Annotated in this window: 18 protein-coding genes; 10 read left to right on the top strand and 8 right to left on the bottom strand. The window is 64.6% G+C overall.

Features of this window, described 5'->3' with window-relative positions; translation table 11 throughout:
- Window position 1: 1 nt before the first annotated feature.
- From FJ970_RS07890 to FJ970_RS07875, 4 genes are all read left to right on the top strand, one after another.
- Window positions 2–1,354: a hypothetical protein gene (locus FJ970_RS07890; RefSeq protein ID WP_140754264.1), complete on the top strand. Its 1,353-nt coding sequence runs from the start codon at window positions 2–4 to the stop codon at window positions 1,352–1,354.
- A 120-nt stretch (window positions 1,355–1,474) separates the two neighbouring features.
- Window positions 1,475–2,482 carry an iron ABC transporter substrate-binding protein gene (locus tag FJ970_RS07885; protein ID WP_140754266.1) on the top strand — a complete coding sequence of 336 codons (1,008 nt, stop codon included), beginning with the start codon at window positions 1,475–1,477 and terminating at the stop codon, window positions 2,480–2,482.
- A gap of 171 nt (window positions 2,483–2,653) precedes the next feature.
- Window positions 2,654–4,234 carry an ABC transporter permease gene (locus FJ970_RS07880; RefSeq protein ID WP_181178204.1) on the top strand — a complete coding sequence of 527 codons (1,581 nt, stop codon included), beginning with the start codon at window positions 2,654–2,656 and terminating at the stop codon, window positions 4,232–4,234.
- Window positions 4,231–5,313, top strand: a complete 1,083-nt coding sequence (locus FJ970_RS07875; RefSeq protein ID WP_140754270.1) for an ABC transporter ATP-binding protein — start codon at window positions 4,231–4,233, stop codon at window positions 5,311–5,313. The genes FJ970_RS07880 and FJ970_RS07875 overlap by 4 nt, the downstream gene beginning before the upstream one ends.
- A 42-nt stretch (window positions 5,314–5,355) precedes the next feature.
- On the opposite strand, the gene FJ970_RS07870 is transcribed toward FJ970_RS07875, so the two are convergent.
- The 6 genes from FJ970_RS07870 to tlpA form a co-directional block, all read right to left on the bottom strand.
- Window positions 5,356–6,165, bottom strand: coding sequence for a phosphodiesterase (locus FJ970_RS07870; protein WP_140754272.1), 810 nt, complete (start codon window positions 6,163–6,165; stop codon window positions 5,356–5,358).
- Window positions 6,166–6,197: 32 nt separating this feature from the next.
- The gene (locus FJ970_RS07865) at window positions 6,198–7,298 is read right to left on the bottom strand and encodes a sn-glycerol-3-phosphate import ATP-binding protein UgpC (protein ID WP_140754275.1); all 1,101 of its coding nucleotides are present in this window, start codon (window positions 7,296–7,298) and stop codon (window positions 6,198–6,200) included.
- Window positions 7,299–7,312: 14 nt separating this feature from the next.
- A complete protein-coding gene (locus FJ970_RS07860; protein WP_140754277.1) occupies window positions 7,313–8,227 on the bottom strand; it encodes an ABC transporter permease subunit in 915 nt (304 codons plus the stop codon).
- A gap of 7 nt (window positions 8,228–8,234) precedes the next feature.
- A complete protein-coding gene (locus tag FJ970_RS07855) occupies window positions 8,235–9,119 on the bottom strand; it encodes a carbohydrate ABC transporter permease (protein ID WP_140754279.1) in 885 nt (294 codons plus the stop codon).
- A 103-nt stretch (window positions 9,120–9,222) separates the two neighbouring features.
- Entirely contained in the window at window positions 9,223–10,575 is a 1,353-nt protein-coding gene (locus FJ970_RS07850) for an extracellular solute-binding protein (RefSeq protein WP_140754281.1), read from the bottom strand.
- A 344-nt stretch (window positions 10,576–10,919) separates the two neighbouring features.
- Window positions 10,920–11,615, bottom strand: a complete 696-nt coding sequence (gene tlpA, locus FJ970_RS07845) for a thiol:disulfide interchange protein TlpA (protein WP_140754283.1) — start codon at window positions 11,613–11,615, stop codon at window positions 10,920–10,922.
- 35 nt (window positions 11,616–11,650) lie between these two features.
- On the opposite strand from tlpA, the gene argH reads away from it, so the two are divergent.
- The 5 genes from argH (at window position 11,651) to FJ970_RS07820 (ending at window position 18,464) form a co-directional block, all read left to right on the top strand.
- A complete protein-coding gene (gene argH / locus FJ970_RS07840; protein ID WP_140754285.1) occupies window positions 11,651–13,051 on the top strand; it encodes an argininosuccinate lyase in 1,401 nt (466 codons plus the stop codon).
- Window positions 13,052–13,144: 93 nt separating this feature from the next.
- The gene (locus FJ970_RS07835) at window positions 13,145–13,351 is read left to right on the top strand and encodes a lipoprotein (protein WP_015315543.1); all 207 of its coding nucleotides are present in this window, start codon (window positions 13,145–13,147) and stop codon (window positions 13,349–13,351) included.
- Between the two features lie 64 nt (window positions 13,352–13,415).
- Window positions 13,416–14,684, top strand: coding sequence for a diaminopimelate decarboxylase (lysA, locus tag FJ970_RS07830; protein WP_140754287.1), 1,269 nt, complete (start codon window positions 13,416–13,418; stop codon window positions 14,682–14,684).
- Between the two features lie 28 nt (window positions 14,685–14,712).
- Window positions 14,713–15,654, top strand: a complete 942-nt coding sequence (locus tag FJ970_RS07825) for a threonine/serine dehydratase (RefSeq protein WP_140754289.1) — start codon at window positions 14,713–14,715, stop codon at window positions 15,652–15,654.
- A gap of 212 nt (window positions 15,655–15,866) precedes the next feature.
- Complete coding sequence (locus FJ970_RS07820) at window positions 15,867–18,464, top strand: TIGR02302 family protein (protein WP_140754291.1); 2,598 nt, start codon at window positions 15,867–15,869, stop codon at window positions 18,462–18,464.
- A 31-nt stretch (window positions 18,465–18,495) separates the two neighbouring features.
- Here the strand turns inward: FJ970_RS07820 and FJ970_RS07815 are convergent, their stop codons facing one another.
- Window positions 18,496–19,371 carry a LysR family transcriptional regulator gene (locus FJ970_RS07815; protein ID WP_140754293.1) on the bottom strand — a complete coding sequence of 292 codons (876 nt, stop codon included), beginning with the start codon at window positions 19,369–19,371 and terminating at the stop codon, window positions 18,496–18,498.
- Window positions 19,372–19,593: 222 nt separating this feature from the next.
- On the opposite strand from FJ970_RS07815, the gene FJ970_RS07810 reads away from it, so the two are divergent.
- Window positions 19,594–20,541, top strand: coding sequence for a DMT family transporter (locus tag FJ970_RS07810; RefSeq protein ID WP_140754295.1), 948 nt, complete (start codon window positions 19,594–19,596; stop codon window positions 20,539–20,541).
- On the opposite strand, the gene FJ970_RS07805 is transcribed toward FJ970_RS07810, so the two are convergent.
- Window positions 20,542–20,913 carry a response regulator gene (locus FJ970_RS07805; RefSeq protein ID WP_167531492.1) on the bottom strand — a complete coding sequence of 124 codons (372 nt, stop codon included), beginning with the start codon at window positions 20,911–20,913 and terminating at the stop codon, window positions 20,542–20,544.
- Between the last annotated feature and the right edge of the window lie 25 nt (window positions 20,914–20,938).

The raw sequence follows: 20,938 nt of genomic DNA, 5'->3' as shown, positions 1-20,938 counted from the left end.
GATGGCTTACAAGCACTATACGAGCTGCTTTCTCTATCCGGCTGGTGGGAAGCCCTACAACGAGGACGACCGGTTGGCTTTCCTCGCCGGCCAGGCGCTGCAAATCATCGTCATCACCGGGCTGGCAGCCGCCTTCGGCTTACTGCTGGGGCCGGTCGGTGCAGCACTTGCCGCGGCAATCGCGTTCCTGACGTCCGCCACCGCGACGATCGACATGGCCGCCGGAGAATGGCTCGACCATCGCCTGGTCTGCCTCGACAAGGACAACCCGAAATGCGCCGTCGGCATCGTCTCCTACAATCCGTTCCGCAGCGATCTCGGCGCCTTCGACAACGACCAGTATTTCGACGTCATACTGATGCCGCATCCGACGACCGAAATCCTCAACGCCGAAACCAACGAGGCGGCTTTGGCCGCAGCCAATCGCTACAATGCCGACGGCACCGTCGTCGCGGAATTCGCCGCCAGCATCACGGCCCATCCGGCGAACGACATTCTCAACGACGGCTTTCAGGGTCATGAATTGCTGTTGCCGCGCGATGACCTGAAGGCGGATCTGGGCTACGCACCCGCCGACGATCATGCCCGCTGGGGCTTGCACTGCGAGGCCGAGGGCGACTTCTGGATCAAGATGCGCCAATGGGCGCCGGCCATCGTCATCCTGTTGACGGCGGCCCTGATCGTCACGGCGGTCGCGGCGGCCGCCGGCGCCAGTGTCGGAGCGGCTGTCGGCTGCGCCATAGGGTCGTTCTTCCTGGGTGCGCTGGGCTGCGCCATCGGCTCGTTTCTGGGAGGATTGCTCGGAGCGGCCATTGGCGGCGCCATCGGCGGCGCGGCGTCCTACTTCGGTGGGGTCAAGCCGGTCCTGCAAGGGCTGTTCAACTGGAACCCCGGCAACGTCGAGGACGCCAATGTCGGCGACAAGGCGCTCGGCCCCATCAGGATGGGCGATCACGTCGCCGTCCTCGGCGAACATGTCTATGACGGCTATCACAAGGGCTGGCACGAGTTTCATCCGCTGATGGCGGTGGTCAAATTCGATGCGGCCGCCGGTGTCGACGCAAAACACTATCTTCAGTGGACCCCGGACTTTCCCGACACGGGCACGGTCCCGCCCAAACCGCCGGGTGAGACCACCGACCTCACCGCGCAGGATATGCGTGACGGGCTTGGCAGCGCCGCGTTCAGGACACGCTGCGAAAATCTGCGAAGAACCTGGTGCGCCATGCTGAACGACGCGTTCGATCCGGACACCAAACGAACACAGCAGGGACTGGACCAGCGCTGGACCATTCATCCGATGGTCGATGGTTGCATCCCGCAGGAGAAGCCACCAGCACTGCATGTCGGGTGATGCCATCGGCGTCCGACACGCGAAACCGTGATGACGTCGATTGCCTTTCAATCTTGACTAACCCATTCATGAATTGATACTCGGACGCACCCGCACCGCGGACAACCCGAGGAGTAGCTTATGAAATCCCCCCTTCTTGCCCTGGCCAGCGTAGCGGCGCTTGCAATCAGCCTGGCCGCCGGTCCGGCGACGGCCGAAGATGCCGGCATCATCGTCTATAACGCCCAGCATGAAAGCCTGGCCAAGGATTGGGCCGAAGGGTTCACCAAGGAAACCGGCATCAAGGTCACCTTGCGCAATGGCGGCGACAGCGACTTCTCCAACCAGATAGTAGCCGAAGGCGCCTCCTCGCCCGCCGACGTGTTTCTGACGGAAAATTCGCCGGCCATGGTGCTGGTCGAAAATGCCGGCCTGTTCGCGCCGGTCGACGCCGACACGCGGGCTCAGGTCCCGCGGGACTATCAGGCATCCAGCGGCAGATGGGTGGGCGTCGCCGCGCGCAGCACCGTTTTTGCCTACAACACGACCAAGCTCAAGGCCGATCAGTTGCCCAAGTCGATGCTCGATCTCGCCGACCCGAGCTGGAAGGGCCGCTGGGCCGCCTCTCCCTCGGGCGCAGATTTCCAGGCCATCGTCAGCGCGCTGCTGCAGCTCAAGGGCGAGGCCGCCACAGCCGACTGGCTGAAGGCGATGAAGGAGAACTTCACCGCCTACAAGGGCAACAGCACCGTGATGAAGGCGGTCAATGCCGGCGAGATCGAAGGCGGCGTGATCTACCACTATTACTATTTCGGCGATCAGGCCAAGACCGGCGAAAACTCCAGGAACGTCGCGCTGCACTATTTCAAGAACCAGGATCCGGGAGCTTTCGTATCGGTCTCCGGGGGCGGCGTGCTGGCCTCGACCAAGCATCCCAAGGAAGCGCAGGCCTTCCTGAAATGGGTGACCGGCAAGGGTGGCCAGGACGTGTTGAAGAACGGAACCTCCTTCGAATATGCGGTCGGCAAGGGCGCGCAGTCCAATCCGAAGCTGGTGCCGCTGGTCGATCTGCAGGCGCCGAAAGTCGACGCCACGACGCTGAACTCCAAGAAGGTCACCGACCTGATGACCGCAGCCGGCTTGCTTTAGTCATCGTTCTTCCTAATAAGGACGTCAAACCGTGCTCCTGCGGGAATTCACCTTCCGCGGCAGCGTTTTGTTCCGAGATGCATTCGTCCATGACGACACGCTGCTTATCTGACCGCGACCGTGGTCCCCTGATTGCCGCCGCCGGGCGGCATTGGCGCGGCGTGTGAGCTGATGCAGTCCGCGGTCGATCTCGCACGCTCGGGCCTGCCGCCCAAGATGCGCCGAAGGACGCAGCGGCGAGCGGCGCCCTGGCTTGTCGCCGCCGCCATATCAGTCTCCCTGCTGGCGTTGGTGCCGCTCGCCTTCATCATCTGGATCGCGGTGCAGACCGGCTGGGAGACCGTCTCGGCACTGGTCTTCCGGCCACGTGTCGGCGAACTGCTGGTCAACACCGGCCTGCTGGTGCTGCTGGCCGTGCCGATCGCCATCACCTTGTCGGTGACGCTGGCCTGGCTGACCGAACGCAGCGACCTGCCCGGTGCCCGGTTCTGGTCCTGGCTCTGCGTGGCGCCGCTCGCCATCCCCGCTTTCGTACACTCCTATGCATGGATCACCATGGTGCCGGGGCTGCACGGCCTGTGGGCCGGTGTGCTGGTCTCCGTCATTGCCTATTTCCCCTTCCTCTATCTGCCGGTGTCGGCGGCGCTGCGTCGCCTCGATCCTGCCCTGGAGGATGCCGCGGCGGCACTCGGCCTCGGACCCTGGCGCGTGTTCTGGCGTGTCGTGTTGCCGCAGCTCAGGCTCGCAATATGCGGCGGCTCGCTGCTGGTCGGACTGCATCTGCTGGCCGAATATGGCCTCTACGTCTTCATCCGCTTCGACACCTTCACCACCGCGATCGTCGACCAGTTCCAGTCGACCTTCAACGGTCCGGCCGCCAACATGCTGGCCGGCGTGCTGGTGACCTGCTGTTTCATGCTGCTCGGCCTCGAAGTGCTGGTGCGCGGCGAGGAGCGTTATGCCCGTGTCGGCTCGGGTGCCGCGCGGTATCAGCAGCGGATGAGCCTCGGCCGCGCCACCTTGCCCAGTTTACTGCTACTCGTCGTCACCACGCTGCTGGCGCTTGGCGTGCCGTTCATCACCATCGGCCGCTGGCTCATCGCGGGCGGCGCCGATGTCTGGCGCTTCGACGAAATCGGCCTGGCACTCGGCCAGACGCTGTTCCTGTCGCTCGCCGGGGCGCTGCTTGCCACTGTCGCTGCGATGCCGATGGCCTGGATCTCGATCCGGGCGCCGGGACCGCTGCAGCGCCTTCTGGAGGGATGCAATTACATTGTCGGCTCGCTGCCGGGTGTCGTCATTGCGCTGGCGCTGGTCACCATCACCGTGCGCATCGCGCTGCCGCTCTACCAAACCCTGTTCACCATCCTGGTCGCGTACTCCCTGATGTTCCTGCCGCGTGCCCTGGTCAGCCTGCGCGCGTCGATCGCGCAGGCCCCGGTCGAGCTCGAGCGCGCCGCGGCCAGCCTCGGCCGGCGGCCGCTCAACGCGCTATGGTCGACGACAATCCGCCTGTCGGCGCCCGGTGCCGCGGCCGGCATGGCGCTGGTGGCGCTCGGCATCATGAACGAATTGACCGCCACCCAGATGCTGGCGCCGAACGGCACCCGCACGCTGGCCATGGCGTTCTGGTCCTACAGCGGCGAGATCGATTACGCCTCGGCGGCCCCTTACGCCTTCATCATGGTGGCGATGTCGCTGCCCCTGACCTGGCTGCTCTATGTCCAGTCGAAACGGATGGCCGGGCGATGAGCTTTCTCGAACTCGCCAATCTGCACAAGCGCTACGGCCCGGTCGCCGCACTGGCCGGCGTCGACCTGAACGTCGCCAGCGGCAGCCGCACCGCCATCGTGGGACCTTCCGGCTGCGGTAAGACGACTTTGCTGCGGCTGATCGCCGGTTTCGAGGCGCCCGATCAGGGCCGCATCGTGCTCGACGGGCAGGTGCTGGCCAATGGTGGCGCCGCTGTGCCGGCGCATCGCCGCGGTATCGGCGTGGTGGCGCAGGACGGCGCCCTGTTCCCGCATCTGACCATCTCGGACAACATCGGCTTCGGCATGGCGCGGGAGGACGACAAGCGCGCCGAGCGCATCGTCGAACTTGCCTATATCGTTGGACTGGACAAGGCGATCCTCAAACGCCGTCCGCACGAGCTCTCCGGCGGCCAGCAGCAGCGCGTGGCGCTGGCCCGCGCCATGGCGATGAAGCCGCGGCTGATGCTGCTCGACGAGCCGTTCTCGGCGCTTGACACCGGCCTGCGCGCCTCGATGCGCAAGGCGGTGGCCGAGCTTCTGGAGGCGGCCGGCATCACCACCATACTGGTGACTCACGATCAGGCCGAGGCGCTGTCCTTCGCCAGCCAGGTGGCGGTGATGCGCGACGGGAAATTTTCCCAGGTCGGCACGCCGCGCGAGCTTTATCTCAAGCCGAAGGACAGGATGATCGCCGAGTTCCTCGGCGATGCCATCATCCTGCCGGCGAGCATTTCGGGCGGCTTCGCCAGTTCGCCGCTCGGCCGCATCGCCGTCGACGCGCCGGACAGCCGCGATGTCGCCCGCATCATGCTGCGGCCGGAGCAGATCGGGCTCAAACGCACCTCGCGCGAGGGCATGTCGGGCACGCCCGATATGTTGTTCGGCGAGGTGACGGAATCCGAATTCGCCGGCTCGACATGCACGATTGCGGTGCGGCTCCTGAACAGTCCCGATCCGCCGGACGCTGCCGCGATCGGCGGCACGCCGCTGATCCTGCGCAAATCCGGCATGGACGCACCAGCGGTCGGCGAGATCGTGCGGCTGACCGTATCGGGCAAGGCGCACGTCTTCGCTTAAGCTCGACGATTTTAGGCGCTGAACCCACGCGAAGTGGCCAGTTCACGCCGTGATGCGTTCGCCGGTTTCCGCTGAATAGATCGGCCATTGCTCGAGAAAATCGCAACCGTGCACCACCACGCACTCGTTGGCGCTGTCGATGAGGATGACGCCGTAGGACGGCGGCGCCTGTTCGACGATCTCGCTCGACCGCTCGAGGGCAAGCTCGAACCGGGCATGCAGGCCGCGCTGCGCCGAGAATGGAATACCGGCTACGGTTCCTGCGATATCGCGATGAACGTGGCCGAAGAAGATGTGGCGAACGTTGCCATGGCCCCGCAGCAGGCCGAGCAACCGCTCGGGCTGTTCGAGCGCCAGCGGGTCGAGCTGCGGCAGGCCGAGCGCGACCGGCGGATGGTGCAGGAAGACGTAGGCGGGCCTGCCGCTTGATTGTTCCAGCCGGGCTTCGAGCCATGCAAGCCGGCTATCGCACAGTTCGCCCTCGATGCGTCCTTCCGCCAGGCAGTCGAGAAACAACAGCACTTCGTTGCCGGTATCGTGGACCGACTGCACGAAGCCGTTTTCGTCGACCGGAACTTCGGGAAACGCAGCGACGAGACTGGCCCGCCGGTCATGGTTGCCCGGCATCAGCTTGTACGGCATCGATAGCGCGCTCAGCGCAACGCGCAGATCGGCATAGCTCTGCGGCGCACCGGTCTCGGTCAGGTCGCCGGTGAAGACGCAAAGCGCGGCGTCGGCGTGATCCGCATTGATGTGCGCGATGCACCGATCCAGCCGCTCATGCAGGTCCGCCCCATAGCGGCGCTCACCTTGCCGGCCAAGATGCACATCGGTGACCTGGATGATTTTCATGGGCGTCTCTTTGGCTGCGCGCGTATCGGAAATCAAAGCGCCGGTTCGGGCACGGAAGCCTTGAAGACATCGAGACGGGTGCCTGTCTCCGACGAGAAGAAGTGCATGTCGTCCGGCGAGATCTTCAAGCCGACGGTGCTGCCGGGCGCGGGGTGAACGGCCTCCGAGGTCATCACCGAGAACGGCGCGCCGTCGAGGTCGACATAGATGACCCGCCCCGCGCCAAGTTCCTCGACGAGGTCGACAGTGGCATCGAGCGCACCGGCTGTTCCCGGTGCCACTAGCCGCACCGCTTCCGGCCGGATGCCCATCGCGACCTTCGTGCCGACCGGCAAGCCGGCGCGGGCCATGGCCAGGCGGCGGCTGCCGCCGAGCAGCGACAGCCCGTCGAGTTCGACCGTGCCTTCAAGGATGTTCATGGCCGGCGCGCCGACGAAAGTGGCGACGAAGCGGCTGGCCGGGCGGGTGTAGATTTCACTTGGCGTGCCGACCTGTTCGACCCGTCCGCCATTCATCACCACCAGCCGGTCGGCCAGCGTCATCGCCTCGACCTGGTCGTGGGTGACGAAGACGGAGGTGGCGTTCAGCCGGCGATGCAGCTTGCGGATTTCCGAGCGCATCTGCACGCGCAGCTTGGCGTCGAGATTGGACAGCGGCTCGTCGAACAGGAAGACCTTTGGCTCGCGGATCATCGCGCGGCCCATGGCGACGCGCTGCCTCTGGCCGCCGGAAAGCGCCATCGGCTTGCGATCGAGCAGATGCTCGAGCTCCAGCGTGCGGGCCACCGCCTGGATGCGCTGCGTGCGCTCGGCCGAGGGAACACCGGCGACCTTGAGCGAATAGCCGATGTTCTGGGCCACGCTCATATGCGGATAAAGCGCGTAGTTCTGGAACACCATGGCGCAGCCGCGTTCGCGCGGCTCGAGCTTGTTGACTACCGTGCTGTCGATGGCGACCGTGCCCTCGGAAATCTCCTCCAGCCCGGCGATCATCCTGAGCAGCGTGGACTTGCCGCAGCCGGACGGCCCGAGGATGACGACGAATTCGCCAGAGGCGAAGTCGAGATCGACGCCATGCACGACCTGCGTCTTGGCATAGTTCTTCTTGACGCCGCGTATTGCGATGGAGGCCATCTTTTGTCTCCTTGTTACTTCTCGGTGGCGATCAGGCCGCGCACGAACCAGCGCTGCATGAGCACCACGACGATCAGCGGCGGCAGCATGACGATAAGCGTTCCGGCCATGGCGATGTTCCATTCCGGAATGCCGCCGACATTGGGGATGAGCTGCTTGAGTTCGGTGACCGCCGTCGCGTGCGACTGGTCGGTGGTGATGAGCAGCGGCCACAGATACTGGTTCCATGCCCACAGGAACATGATGGTGCCGAGCGCGGCCATGTTGTTGCGCGACAAGGGCAGCAGGATGTCGATGAAGAAACGCAGTGCGCCGGCGCCGTCCATGCGCGCCGCCTCGGTCAGCTCGTCCGGCACGGTCAGGAAGAACTGCCGGTAGAGGAAGGTGCCGGTGGCGGTGGCGATCAGGGGCAGGATCAGCCCGGTATAGGAATTGAGCAGCCCGAGGCTGAGCGAAACCTCGACGCCCGAGACCTTCCCGATCAGCCAGCTCAGCCCGGTGAGGTCGAGGATGGTCTGGTAGGGCGACAGCACATTGGCGACGACCGCGTAGGTCGGCACGATGCGCACTTCCAGCGGCAGCATCAGCGTGACGAAGATCAGCCAGAAGATGAAGGTGCGGCCGGGATAGCGGAAATAGACGATCGAGAAGGCGGTCAGCGCCGAGATGATTACTTTGCCGGCCGCGACCCCGGCAGCCATGATGAAGCTGTTGAGCAGCTTGGGGCCAAGGTCGGCTGTCGTCCACGCCGTCTTGATGTTTGTCCAGAAATCGTTGCCCGGCAGCAGCGACATCGGCACGTCGTTGACATCCCTGAGGTTGTGCGACGCGGCCACGGCCACAACCACGAACGGCGCGATGCAAAGTACAAAGCCGACAAACAGGATCAGATGGGTGAAGAAGTTGAGAAACGGGGTGCGCTCGACCATATCAGTCTCACCTGTAGTGCACGCGCCGCTCGATGAAGCGGAACTGGAAAATGGTCAGCACGACGATGAGCAGCATCAGGATGATGCTCTGCGCGGCGGCGCCCGAATAATCGAGGCCTTTGAAGCCATCGGAATAGATCTTGTAGACCATCAGATTGGTGGCATTTGCCGGGCCGCCCGCCGTCATGATGTCGACGATGCCGAACGAATCCTGGAAGCTTTCCGTGATGTTGATGACCAGCAGGAAGAAGATCGTCGGCGTGATCAGCGGGAACTGGATGTCCCAGAAACGCCTCATGACCCCGGAGCCGTCCATCGCGGCGGCTTCGATGAGTGAGCGCGGGATGGCCTGGAACGCGGCGAGGAAGAAGATGAAGTTGTAGCCGACATATTTCCACGAGAAGGCGATGATGATCGAAGCCATGGCATCGGTGCCGTCGAGGCCGGGATCCCAGAAGCCGGGCCAGACCTGGTTGACCACGGCCATGAAGCCGGCTTCCGGCGCCAGGATGAAGCGGAACGCCATCGCCAGGGCCGGTGCGGCGATGCCGTAGGGCCAGATCAGCACCACGCGATAGAGACGCGAGCCGGCAAGCTGGCGGTCGGTGAGCGCGGCGAGCACGAGCGCGACGAACATCGCAAGCCCTGTGCTGATGCCGGCAAAGACAAGGCTGGCGGTAATCGAGTTCCAGTAATCGGCGTTGGCCAGGATCGAGCGGAAATTGTCGAGCCCAACCCAGATGTTGCCGCCGCCCCAGGGCTGCTGCAGCGTCAGTGACCAGTATACGGCCTGGCCGGCAGGCCAGTAGAAGAACGTGAAGATCAGGAGGAGCTGCGGCACCGCGAAAAGGATGCCGATCGTCCAACTGCCGAAAGTGACGCGTTTTTCCATCGGTCCGCCGTGGCCGCGGAACGGCCAGCCCAAAGCAAGATAAGATTATATACGAAACGGCCGCCCGTCGAATCTCGGCGGGCGGCCTCGGCAATCTTTGAAATCAGGGCAGGGTCTTGCCCGGATAGGTCTGCTGGAAGCGGGCGAGGATGGCGTCGCCATTCTTGACCAGCGTGTCGAGACCTTCCTGCACGCTGACCTTGTTGGCGAAGATCGCCTGCATCTGCGTGCCGAACTCGGCGCGGATCTGGGTGAAATTGCCCAGGCGGATGCCGCGGGTGATTTCGGTGGGCTCGGACGCGGTCAGGCTGGCGATCGCGACTTCGCGGCCCTTGTAAGGCGCCTTGTCGTAGAAGCCCTGGGCCTTCATGTAGTCGAAGCCCGACTTCGTCACCGGAATGTAGCCGGTGTTGGTCGACCAGAACAAGGCGGTCTTGGGATCGTGGATGAAGTTGAGGAACGCGGCCGCGCCCTTGTACTCGGCGTCCGACTTCCCGGAGAGCACCCACAGCGAAGCGCCGCCGACCAGCGAATTCTTGCGCTCGGTACCGGCATAGACCGGCAGTTCGGCGACATCCCACTTCATGCCTTCCTTCTGCGTCTTGCCGACAGTGCCGTGATCGCCGACCGAGGTCATGATCACCTGGCAGGTGCCCGAGGCGAAGGCCTGGACCATGTCCTGGCCGAGGTCCTTGGACTTGATCTTGATCAGGCCGGCGTCATACCACTTCTTGAGGTCGGTGACGTACTGGACGAACTTGGTCTTGTTGACCTCGAGACGCGCATCGAGGCCGTCATAGCCGTTGTTCTTGGTGGCGATCGGCTGGTTGTGGATGGCCGAGAACTGCTCCATCAGCTGCCAGCTTTCATTGGCCGAGATGTTGATCGCCATCGGGCATTCATAGCCGGCGTCCTTCATCGCCTGGAGGTCGGCGCCGACGTCTTCCCAGGTCTTGGGCGCCTCGGTCTTGCCGATCTTGGCGAAGGCGTCCTTGTTCCAGTACATCAGCGCGGTCGAGGAATTGAACGGGAAGGACAGCATCTCGCCCTTCGAGGTCGCGTAGTAGCGGGCGATGCCGGGGAAGTAGTCGGCGTAGTCGATCTTGTAGCCGTTTTCTTCCATCAGCTTGTCGGCGGGCTTGTAGGCGCCCGACAGCATCATCGTGGCGGTGCCGACGTCATACACCTGCACGACGGCGGGCTGTTTGCCGGCGCGGAAGGCGGCGATGGTGTTCTGCAGCGTGGCGTCGTAGTTGCCCTGGCTGGTGCAGACGACTTCATAATCGGACTGCGAAGCGTTGAAGTTCTTGCACAGCGTATCGACGACGCGGGCGAGGTCGCCCGACAGGCCGAACCAGAAGTCGAATTTTACCGGCTCCGCAAAGGCAGGAACCGCGAGCGCGGTGCTGAGCGCGCCTGCGGCAAGGGCAGCGAGGCCCCGCTTGATGATCATCATGGTTTCTTCCCTCTTGAATGACTGTTGACAAGGGTCTTGCGCAAGTCCTTGCCCGCTCTCTTAGAGAAGGTATGTGACAGTTCTGTTGTGGCCTCCCGGGCCTGTGGACAGCTGGTCTTTCCTCCCCCTCGGCGGTTGCGCCAGCATGAAAGCGTTACACCGGCGCCTTAGGTAGCTAGGGCGGCTCTCGCGGACGTAAAGACCGTTATGGTTATCCGGCTAAAGGGACGACGAAGTGCTGGTGAGATGAGACCTGACCGGCCACGGCAAGCGCACTGCGATGCGCACCGACCGCCATGATGGCAGCCTCGTCCTGCTCGAGCCGAGCGGGCGCTCGGTCTAGCTCACGACCCGAGCGCCGTCTCGACCAGCCGCTTGGCGTCGGGCCCGGACCATTCGGCCGGACCGTTCATATGGGCGATCAGGCAGCCTTCGCCGTCGATCAGCATCGTGACGGGCAGGCCGAGCGCCAGACCGCGCGTCTTGAGATCGTTGAACAGCGTCATCGTCGAATCCCGGTAGTAGCCGAGCGTGTGCACACCGGTATCGGCGAGAAACTTCTTCGGCTTCACATCGTCGCCGGCATCGACGTTGACGGCGACGACCTGAAAGGCGTCGCTGCCTTTCTCCTTTTGCAGCGCATCGAGCGCCGGCATTTCGGCACGGCATGGCGCGCACCACGTAGCCCAGAGATTGAGCAGCACCGTCTTGCCGGCATGGTCGGCGATCGTCATCGGCTTGCCGTCCGGACCGTTGAAGGCGAGGCTCCTCATCGACTGCGGCGGATCGGCCGGCAAAAGTGCCGCGACCTCGCCGGTGGCCGCGGCCGCGACCTTCTTGGCGCGATCGCTCTTGGCGGCGCAGGCGACGTCGTCCTTGCTGCTGCTTGCGGCTACTTGGGGCGCGGCGTTTTGGGGCGCGGCGTTGTTGCCAGACCGGCTCTCGCTGACATATACCGCGACCGCGCCGGCCAGCGCTCCCGCCACCAGGGCGGCGAGGATCAGGCGCGGGGTCGGGAAAAATCTGTTTCCGTCTGCCATGTTATCAAAACTGCTCCGAAGCACGGGTTATAGCCATGAGCGACAAAAAGACCAGCAACCAGATGTGGGGCGGACGATTTGCCTCGGGTCCGGCCGCGATCATGGAAGCGATCAACGCGTCGATCTCGTTCGACCGCAAACTCTACGCGCAGGACATAAGAGGCTCGATCGCCCATAGCGAGATGCTGGCGCAAACGGGCATTATTTCGGCGTCCGATCAAGAAAAAATCGCTCACGGGCTGAACACGATCCTGAAAGAGATCGAAACCGGCAGCTTCGAGTTTTCGACGAAGCTGGAAGACATCCACATGAATGTCGAGGCCCGCCTCGCCGATCTGATCGGGTCGGCGGCCGGCCGGCTGCACACCGCGCGTTCGCGCAACGACCAGGTGGCGGTCGATCTGAGGCTCTGGGTCAAGGACGAATGCTTCCGTGTCGCCGAGGCGTTGAAAGGCCTGATCATGGCCCTCCTGGCGCGAGCCGAGGAACATGCGGCGACCGTCATGCCGGGCTTCACCCATATGCAGGCGGCGCAGCCGGTGACCTTCGGCCATCATTGCATGGCCTATGTCGAAATGTTCGCGCGCGACCTGTCGCGCGTGCGCGACACCATCGAACGGATGGACGAGAGCCCGCTCGGCGCCGCCGCCCTTGCCGGCACCAGCTTCCCGATCGACCGCCACCAGACCGCCAGGGCGCTCGGTTTCCGCGAGCCGATGCGCAATTCGCTAGACAGCGTCTCCGACCGCGATTTCGCGCTGGAGTTCCTCGCCATGGCCGCGATCTGCGCCACACACCTGTCGCGGCTGGCGGAGGAGATCATCATCTGGTCGACGCCCCAATTCGGCTTCATCAGGCTGTCGGACAGCTTTTCGACCGGCTCCTCGATCATGCCGCAAAAGAAGAACCCCGACGCCGCCGAACTGGTGCGTGGCAAGACCGGCCGCATCAACGGCCATCTGATCGGCCTGCTGACGGTGATGAAGGGCATGCCTTTGACCTATGGCAAGGATATGCAGGAAGACAAGGAATCGGTGTTCGACGCCGCCGAGACTCTCGACCTGATGCTGGCGGCGATGACCGGCATGGTCGCGGACATGACGGTGAACGCAGTCGCAATGAAGAAGGCCGCTGGCTCCGGCCACGCCACCGCCACGGACCTCGCCGACTGGCTGGTGCGTAGCCTGGGTCTGCCGTTCCGCGAGGCGCATCATGTCACCGGCCGCGCGGTGGCGCTGGCCGAAGACAAGAAGGTCAGCCTGGAGAAGCTTTCGCTGGAGGATCTGCAATCGATCAACCCCGGCATCACACCGGACATATTCTCGGTGCTGGCGGTGCAGAACTCGGTCAAGAGCCGCACCAGCTTCGGCGGCACCGCGCCGTCGGAAGTGAGGAAGCAGATCCGCGCCTGGAAAAAGCGTATCGCCAAGGCGTGATCCCCGATTTTGCGATCAGCAATATGCGGGGTGCAATACGCTGAGAACTCGGCTAAAAGCGGCGGCTGGCAAACGTTTCGGACGGATGGATCGATGACCGGAAGCAGGATTTTGGTGACGCTGACGCTGCTTGCGGCGCTTGCCTCCGTGACCGCCTGCGGCCGCAAGGCCGGTCTCGACACGCCCTACGAGGCGGCCGTCCAGGCGCGCAAGGATGCCGAAAAAGCCCACCAGCCCGTGCCGCCGGAACCGGAAAAACCGGTCGTGGACAAGAAGTTCATCCTCGACCCGCTGATCTAGCGCCGATGAAGGCGGGTCTTTCCAAACCCGATCGCATCGTGCCCCAACTTCCGGAACCACTCTCGTGAACCATTTCGACTACCGCGACGGCGTGCTGCATGCCGAGGACGTGGCGATCCCCGATATCGCCGCACAGGTCGGCACGCCGTTCTACTGCTATTCGACGGCGACCCTGACCAGGCACTACCGTGTCTTCATCAAGGCCTTTGCCGGGCTCGACACGCTGGTCTGCTACGCCATGAAGGCCAATTCCAACCAGGCCGTGCTGCGTACCCTGGCCAGGCTCGGCGCCGGAGCCGACGTGGTCTCGGAAGGCGAACTGCGCCGGGCGCTGGCCGCCGGCGTCCCGCCGAGCAAGATCCTGTTCTCCGGTGTCGGCAAGACGGCGCGTGAAATGGACTTTGCGCTGGAGGCCGGCATCCTTTGTTTCAACGTCGAATCCGAGCCGGAACTCGAACTTCTGTCGGCACGCGCCTCGGCTCTCGGCAAGGTGGCGCCGGTCTCGCCGCGCATCAATCCCGATGTCGACGCCAGGACCCACAAGAAGATCTCAACCGGCAAGGCCGAGAACAAGTTCGGCATTCCGTGGCAGCGGGCGCGCCAGGTCTATGCCCGCGCGGCTACGCTTCCGGGCATCAGGATCACCGGCATCGATACCCATATCGGCAGCCAGATCACCGATTTGCAGCCCTTCGACGACGCCTTCGCCCTGCTTGTCGACCTGGTCGGCGCGCTGCGCGCCGACGGCCACGCCATCGAGCATATCGACCTCGGCGGCGGCCTCGGCATTCCCTACCGCGTCGACAACAACCCGCCCCCGTTGCCCGACGCCTATGCCCAGATCGTCCGCAAGCATGTGACCAAGTTGGGCCTGAAGGTGATGTTCGAGCCGGGCCGACTGATCGTTGGCAATGCCGGCATCCTGGTGTCGGAAGTAATTTTCATGAAAGAAGGCGACGCCAAGAACTTCCTCGTCGTCGACGCCGCCATGAACGACCTGATCCGACCGACGCTCTACGACGCCTTCCACGAAATCAGGCCGGTCGTGCAGCCGCCGGCCGATACGCCGCGCATGATGGTCGACGTGGTCGGCCAGGTCTGCGAGACCGGTGACTATCTCGGCCTCGATCGCGACCTGCCCAGGCTGAAGGCGGGCGATCTCGTCGCCGTTTCCACCGCCGGCGCCTATGGCGCGGTCCAGGCCGGCACCTACAACACCCGCCTGCTGGTCCCGGAGGTGCTGGTCGACGGCGACCGTTTCCATGTCGTGCGTCCGCGGCTGACCTATGAAGAGCTGATCGGCCTGGATTCCGTGCCGGACTGGCTTGCATAGACCGGAAACTCTGTACGGGGAGGAAATCATGTCGCAGGGCAATACCGTCACTCGCGAACGCATTGCCGCGATGGAACCGCGCATCCGCCCCTATATCAGGCACACGCCGGTACTGCGCGTCGACATGGCCGACTTCGACCGGCCGCCATTGGCGATCGACCTCAAGCTCGAATGCCTGCAGCATTCCGGCTCATTCAAGGCGCGCGGCGCCTTCACCAACCTTATGGAGCGGTCGGTTCCCGAGGCTGGCGTCGTCGCCGCATCGGGCGGCAACCATGGCGCGGCGGTCGCCTATGCCGCCATGCGGCTTGGCCACAAGGCGACCATCTTCGTTCCCGAAGTGAGCCCACAGGCCAAGCTGGACCGCATTCGCGGCTACGGTGCCGACCTCGTCATCGGTGGCGCCCGCTATGCCGAGGCGCTGGCGGCCAGCGAACGTTTCGCCGAGCAAACCGGCGCCTTGCAGATTCACGCCTTCAACCAGGAGGAAACGCTTGTCGGCCAGGGCACGCTCGGGCTCGAAATCGAAAGCGATCTGCCTGAGATCGACACGCTGCTGGTCGCCGTCGGCGGTGGCGGCCTGATCGGCGGTATCGCCGCCTGGTATGCCGGCCGCATCCGCATCGTCGCCGTCGAGCCCGAGGGCGCGCCGACGCTTCACCGCGCGTTCGAGGCCGGCCATCCGGTCGACGCTCCGGCCGAAGGCATCGCTGCCGATTCGCTGGCGCCAAAGCGCGTCGGCGAAATGATGTTCCCGATCGCCGAAGCCTTCGTCGAACGCTCCATCCTGGTCAGCGACGACGACATCATCGCCGCCCAGAAGGCGCTCTGGAACCGCGTGCGCATCATTTCGGAACCAGGTGGTGCCGCCGCCTTCGCCGCGATCCTGTCCGGCCGCTACGCGCCGGCGCCGGGCGAACGGGTCGCAGTGCTGGTCTGTGGCGCCAACGCAAACCCCGCCAATTTCTGATTGCAACCATTTCGGCCGGTTTCACGTTTTCTCAAACTGCCTCGCCTTTGCCGTGTTTGCTGGTATTCTTCGAGTCGTGAGGCTTGGGCTATCCTGCCCCGCCTCGCAGCATGATCCCGAAAGTGGAATCCGGTTTTCGGAACAGATCATGCTCAAAGAGATAGAGCCCCATTCCGGTCCTTTCAGGACGGAACAGGCTCTCGGAAGGGCCGATGACGCAACGACCCATCTTCAGCACCGATCGCGGCCTGGCCGGACGCCTGGCGTTGAGCCGGATGGCGACGCGGGTCTCGATGATGGTCGAGCGCGGCTGGCCGCTGCTGCTCCCGCTCATTGTTGTTGCCAGCCTGTTCCTCAGCGCCTCCTGGTTCGGCATTTTTCCCCGGCTACCGGATGTGGTGCGCATCGGCCTTGTCGCCGTGTTCGGCCTGGCAGGGCTGGCCGCGCTTTATCCGCTGCGCTTTTTCCGCATGCCAGGCGCCGCCGAGGTCGATCGCCGAATCGAGGCCGCCAACAGACTGCTGCACAGCCCCGTGCAGGTGCAGAGCGACCGACCCAGCGGCCACGAAAGCAGTTTCTCGCAGGCGCTCTGGCGCGAGCACCAGAAACGCATGGCTGGAAGGCTCGACAGTCTCGGCGCCGACCTGCCGCGCACGCGCGTGCCGGAACGCGACCCCTGGGGACTGCGCGCCGTGGCGGCGCTCCTGCTCGTCAACGCCTTTGCCTTCTCCTTCGGGCCGACCGGCGGCAGGCTGAGCGATGGGTTCAGCGCACATGGCACGCTCGACGCCGTGCCGCCACGCATCGACGCGTGGGTGACGCCGCCGGCCTATACCGGCAAGCCGCCGATCTTCCTGACCGCCGATGCCAACCAGGCGACGCCGACCTTCACCATTCCGGAAGGCAGCGATGTCTCCTTGCGTGTCACCGGAGGCTCGGGCGAGGAAACGCTTGCCTATGCCGACAAGGATGGCAACGCACGCGCCATCGACCCGCAAGCCGCCGCCAAGCCGGCAGCAAGCCCGGCGGTGCCGTCCCCCGCCTCGTCTTCGAAGATACGCCAGTTCATCGGCAAGCTGACCGGCGACGGCACGCTGACGCTGAAGTCCGGCGACGACCAACTCGGCCGCTGGGCCTTCGCCGTGTTGCCGGACAAGCCGCCGCAGATCCGCTTCGTCGGTGAGCCCAAGCGCGCCGCCAACGGCGCCTTTGAGCTCAACTACCAGATCGATGACGACTACGGCGCCGCGACCGCCAAGGCGGTCTTCGCGCTGGCCGATCCGCAGGCGCCAGGTGCGCATCCGCTCTACGGCCCACCTGACATGCCCCTGACGCTGCCACGCCGCGGCGGCAAGTCGAATGCCGCCCGCACCACGAAGGATCAGACCGAGCATGTCTGGGCCGGCAGCAGCATCAAGCTGACGCTGGTCGCCACCGACGACGCCGGACACACCGCGTCCAGCGAAACCAAGACACTGGTAATGCCAGAGCGGCCGTTCACCAACCCGCTGGCGCGCGCCGTGATCGAACAGCGCCGCCTGCTCGCGCTCGACGCCAAAGCCAAGCCGCGCGTGCTCGATCTGATGGAGGCCATCACGCTGCGGCCCGAAGACACGTTCGGCAACATGTCCCACTACCTCGCCATCATGAGCGCGATGAGCCGGCTGAAACTGGCCGGGAACGACGATCAGCTGCGCGGCGAGGTCGCCTATCTCTGGGAAATCGCGCTCGGCATCGAGGAGGGCAACCTTTCTGCCGCCGAAAAGCGGCTGCGCCAGGCGCAGCAGGCGTTGCAGGACGCCATCAAGAACGGCGCCAGCGACGCCGAGATCGAGAAGGCGATGAAGGAATTGCGCGAGGCGATGAACCAGTTCCTGCAGGAGTTCGCCGAACGCGCCAAGCAGAACCCGAACGCCCCGCAAATGCAGCAGAACGGCCAGGAACTGCGCCAGAGCGACATCGACCGCATGATGGACCAGATCGAGAATCTGGCGAAGTCGGGCGATCGCGACAAGGCGCAGCAATTGCTGTCGCAGCTGCAGGACATGATGAACAATCTCCAGGCCGGCCGCCAGCAGCAGGGCGGTGAGCAGGACAGCCAGATGCGCCAGCAGATGGACAAGCTCGGCGAGATCCTGCGGCGCCAGCAGGAGATGATGAACGACACTTTCCGCATGGACCAGATGCAGCGCGGCGAGCGCCAGCGTGGCGAGAACCGCGACGAGCAGCTTGGCCAGGGCGGTGGCGAGAACCAGGACAAGCCGGGCGTTGGGCAGGACCGCGATCCGCTCGCCAGGCCGAAACCGATGACGCCGCAGGAATTCGCCGATGCGCTGAAGCAGTTGCAGGAAGGCCAGGGCCAGCTGAAGAGCGATCTCGAACAGCTGAAGAAGGGCCTCGAAGGCATGGGCATGGAGCCCAATGAAGGATTTGGCGAGGCCGGCAAGTCCATGGGCAGCGCCGAGAAGGCGCTTGGCGAGGGTCAGGGCGACGAGGCTGTCGGCCACCAGGGCCGGGCGCTCGAGGCGCTGCGCAAGGGCGCCAAGGACATGATGAAGCAGATGCAGGCCATGCAGGGCGACCAGGGCGGCAGCCAGGAAGGCGGTCGTCAGCAGGGCGCCGACCGTGATCCGCTCGGCCGGCCGCGCGCCAGCCGGGGTCCCGATTTCGGCGATTCGGTCAAAGTGCCCGACGAGATCGACGTGCAGCGCGCCCGCCAGATCCTGGAAGCGATCCGCAAGCGGCTCGGCAATGCGCTCAGCCCCGATATCGAGCGCAGCTATCTGGAACGGCTGCTGGAGCTGAAATAAAATAGCAAGCGGCGGGAGCAACCGGCGACATCTATGACGCGGGTTGGACCTGCCTGTTGACGAACGCCTCGCGGATCGCCTCCTGCATGCCGTCGATCGCCTCGCCTGACGCGTTCGGGTTGCGGTGCATCACCACATTGGAGGAATCGATGTCGCCGAACCCGTCGGCGGCCGTGAGTTCGCGGCAGTCCACCGGGATGTTGCTGCGCGAAATCGGCGCGATCGCCAAGCCCGAGGTGACAGCAAGCTTCAGGCCGCCGGTGGTGTCGCTGGTATAGGCAACGCGATAGGTAAGGCCGCGCTGCTCCAGCGATTTGATGGCGAAATCCTTGCACCAGCTGGCCCGGTTATAGAGCGCGATCGGCACCGGACGTTCCTCATGCATGTGATGCAGGTTCGACGTGACCCAGACCGTCGGATCGTGCATCAGCACTTCGCCGCCAGATGGGTCCTGCCATTCGAACACCACGCACAGATCGAGTTCACCAGCGAGGAGTGCCGCGATCTGCGCCTCCGAATGGGCGTAGCGCACGGTGACCTCGACCTTGGTGTGGCGCTTCGAGAATGCGCCGAGCGCGCGCGACAGGATGGCGTGGCCATATTCCTCCGGAATGCCGATGCGCACGGGCCCGCCCAGCGGCGCCGCCGTCATCGAAGCAGCCGTCTCATCGAGCAGCGAGACGATACGGCGGGCATTGACGATGAGTTCGCCACCACGCCGCGTCAATGCGACACCGCGTGAACCGCGCTCGAACAGGCTGTCGCCGACCAGCTCTTCGAGCTTCTTCATCTGCATCGACACGGCCGACTGGGTGCGGCCGGCCTGCTCGGCGGCCCTCGTGAAATTACCGGCCTCGGCGATGGCGACGAAGGTGCGCAGGAGATCGCTGTCGAGGGTTGGCCGCATCGCATCCATCATAAGCAAATTTGATTGCTGGCATCATTCCAATTCGTTTGCAACATGTCAAACGCCGGACGATAGTCGCCCCACCCATTGGATATGCAGCCGCGAAATCGGCTGCGGACCAACCAAAGAGTCCTCACTCGTGCCCGCTGCCCGAAAACGGTGGCGGGTTCTTTTTGATCTGGAGAGGGTCGCCGGATCATATGCGCGGGAGCCTGAACGCGGATGCAGAATAGGATGGTGCGCGGCATCCTGAGCCTGTGCCTGGGCGTGCTGGTCTTCTCGCTGCAGGACCCGCTCGTCAAAGCCGTGTCGAGCGGCTACCCGGTGACCGAGGTGATGGCGATCCGCTCGATCGTCGCCCTGCCGATCCTGATCCTTCTCGTCCATGCCGATGTCGGGCTGCGCGCCATCCTGTCGCGGCGCTTCGGCATGCTGACCATGCGCGCCTTCATCCAGTTCACGTCCTACACGGTCTATTACCTGGCCATCGCCGCCCTGCCGCTGGCCGACGCCGTGGCGCTCTATTTCATGGCGCCGCTCTGCATCATGGCGATGGCCGGTCCCTATCTTGGCGAGCGTGTTTCCTGGCAGACCCTGGCAACCGTGCTGATCGGCATGCTTGGCGTCCTGGTGATGCTGCGCCCCGGCGCCGGACTGTCCGATTGGGCGGCCTTGCTGTCGCTGGGCTCGGCCGTGCTCTATGGCTTTTCGCAATTGATGGCCCGCAAGATCGGCGACACCGAATCATCCACCGTGATGGCCTTCTACCAGAACGGCGCCTATCTGACCGGCGCGGCCGCGGTCGCCGGCACGTTCCACCTCGCCGGCATAACCCACGCCGTCCACCCGAGCCTCGAATTCCTGGTGCGGCCGTGGATCTGGCCGACACTGCCGGATTTCCTCAAAATGGCCGCCTGCGGTTTCGTCGCCTCGGCCGGCATGATCCTGCTGTCGCAGGGCTATCGGCTGGCGCCGGCCAACCGCGTCGCCACCTTCGAATACACCGGCATCCTGTGGTCGCCGCTGTGGGGCTTCCTGTTCTTCGCCGAGGTGCCACGCTCGACGACCGTGATCGGCGCGGCGCTCATCATCGGCGCCGGCCTGCTGGCGCTCAACACCGAGCGGCGGACCGGCCCGGCGCCGGCGCTTGTCGCCAGGGATCCGGCCTGATCAGGCGAAGCAGATCAGCGCCCGTTCGACGCGTGAACGGATCTCAGCCAGCGTGAAGGGCTTTTGCACGACGTCGAGGATAATGCCGTTCAATTCCTCGGCGCGCTCGCGCTGGTCGGCGTAGCCGGTCATCAGCATGATCTTCATCGCCGGAAAAAGTGCGGCGGCCGCAACCGCCATCTCGATGCCGTCCATCTCCGGCATGCGGATGTCGGAGACGACGAGATCGTAGCCGCCGTTTGCGGCGCGGATCAGCGAAAGCCCCTGCGCGCCGTCGGCGGCGATATCGATTGCGTGGCCGGCGCGTTCGAGCGCGCGGGCTGCGAGGGTGCGGACGGACTCATCGTCCTCGACGATCAGAAGCTTTGCCATGGCCGGCATATTTGGCGGGCAAAAG

The sequence above is a fragment of the Mesorhizobium sp. B2-1-8 genome, from assembly GCF_006442545.2.
Classification (GTDB): domain Bacteria; phylum Pseudomonadota; class Alphaproteobacteria; order Rhizobiales; family Rhizobiaceae; genus Mesorhizobium.
Note: the sequence above shows the minus strand (reverse complement) of the source record. Positions and strands in the feature narration are given on the sequence as shown.

Bases quoted from the DNA above. Each gene is read 5' to 3' on its own strand.
- FJ970_RS07890 (WP_140754264.1), top strand. From the start codon at position 2: ATGGCTTACAAGCACTATACGAGCTGCTTTCTCTATCCGGCTGGTGGG.
- FJ970_RS07885 (WP_140754266.1), top strand. From the start codon at position 1,475: ATGAAATCCCCCCTTCTTGCCCTGGCCAGCGTAGCGGCGCTTGCAATC.
- FJ970_RS07880 (WP_181178204.1), top strand. From the start codon at position 2,654: ATGCAGTCCGCGGTCGATCTCGCACGCTCGGGCCTGCCGCCCAAGATG.
- FJ970_RS07875 (WP_140754270.1), top strand. From the start codon at position 4,231: ATGAGCTTTCTCGAACTCGCCAATCTGCACAAGCGCTACGGCCCGGTC.
- FJ970_RS07870 (WP_140754272.1), bottom strand. From the start codon at position 6,165: ATGAAAATCATCCAGGTCACCGATGTGCATCTTGGCCGGCAAGGTGAG.
- FJ970_RS07865 (WP_140754275.1), bottom strand. From the start codon at position 7,298: ATGGCCTCCATCGCAATACGCGGCGTCAAGAAGAACTATGCCAAGACG.
- FJ970_RS07860 (WP_140754277.1), bottom strand. From the start codon at position 8,227: ATGGTCGAGCGCACCCCGTTTCTCAACTTCTTCACCCATCTGATCCTG.
- FJ970_RS07855 (WP_140754279.1), bottom strand. From the start codon at position 9,119: ATGGAAAAACGCGTCACTTTCGGCAGTTGGACGATCGGCATCCTTTTC.
- FJ970_RS07850 (WP_140754281.1), bottom strand. From the start codon at position 10,575: ATGATGATCATCAAGCGGGGCCTCGCTGCCCTTGCCGCAGGCGCGCTC.
- tlpA (WP_140754283.1), bottom strand. From the start codon at position 11,615: ATGGCAGACGGAAACAGATTTTTCCCGACCCCGCGCCTGATCCTCGCC.
- argH (WP_140754285.1), top strand. From the start codon at position 11,651: ATGAGCGACAAAAAGACCAGCAACCAGATGTGGGGCGGACGATTTGCC.
- FJ970_RS07835 (WP_015315543.1), top strand. From the start codon at position 13,145: ATGACCGGAAGCAGGATTTTGGTGACGCTGACGCTGCTTGCGGCGCTT.
- FJ970_RS07825 (WP_140754289.1), top strand. From the start codon at position 14,713: ATGTCGCAGGGCAATACCGTCACTCGCGAACGCATTGCCGCGATGGAA.
- FJ970_RS07820 (WP_140754291.1), top strand. From the start codon at position 15,867: ATGACGCAACGACCCATCTTCAGCACCGATCGCGGCCTGGCCGGACGC.
- FJ970_RS07815 (WP_140754293.1), bottom strand. From the start codon at position 19,371: ATGCGGCCAACCCTCGACAGCGATCTCCTGCGCACCTTCGTCGCCATC.
- FJ970_RS07810 (WP_140754295.1), top strand. From the start codon at position 19,594: ATGCAGAATAGGATGGTGCGCGGCATCCTGAGCCTGTGCCTGGGCGTG.
- FJ970_RS07805 (WP_167531492.1), bottom strand. From the start codon at position 20,913: ATGGCAAAGCTTCTGATCGTCGAGGACGATGAGTCCGTCCGCACCCTC.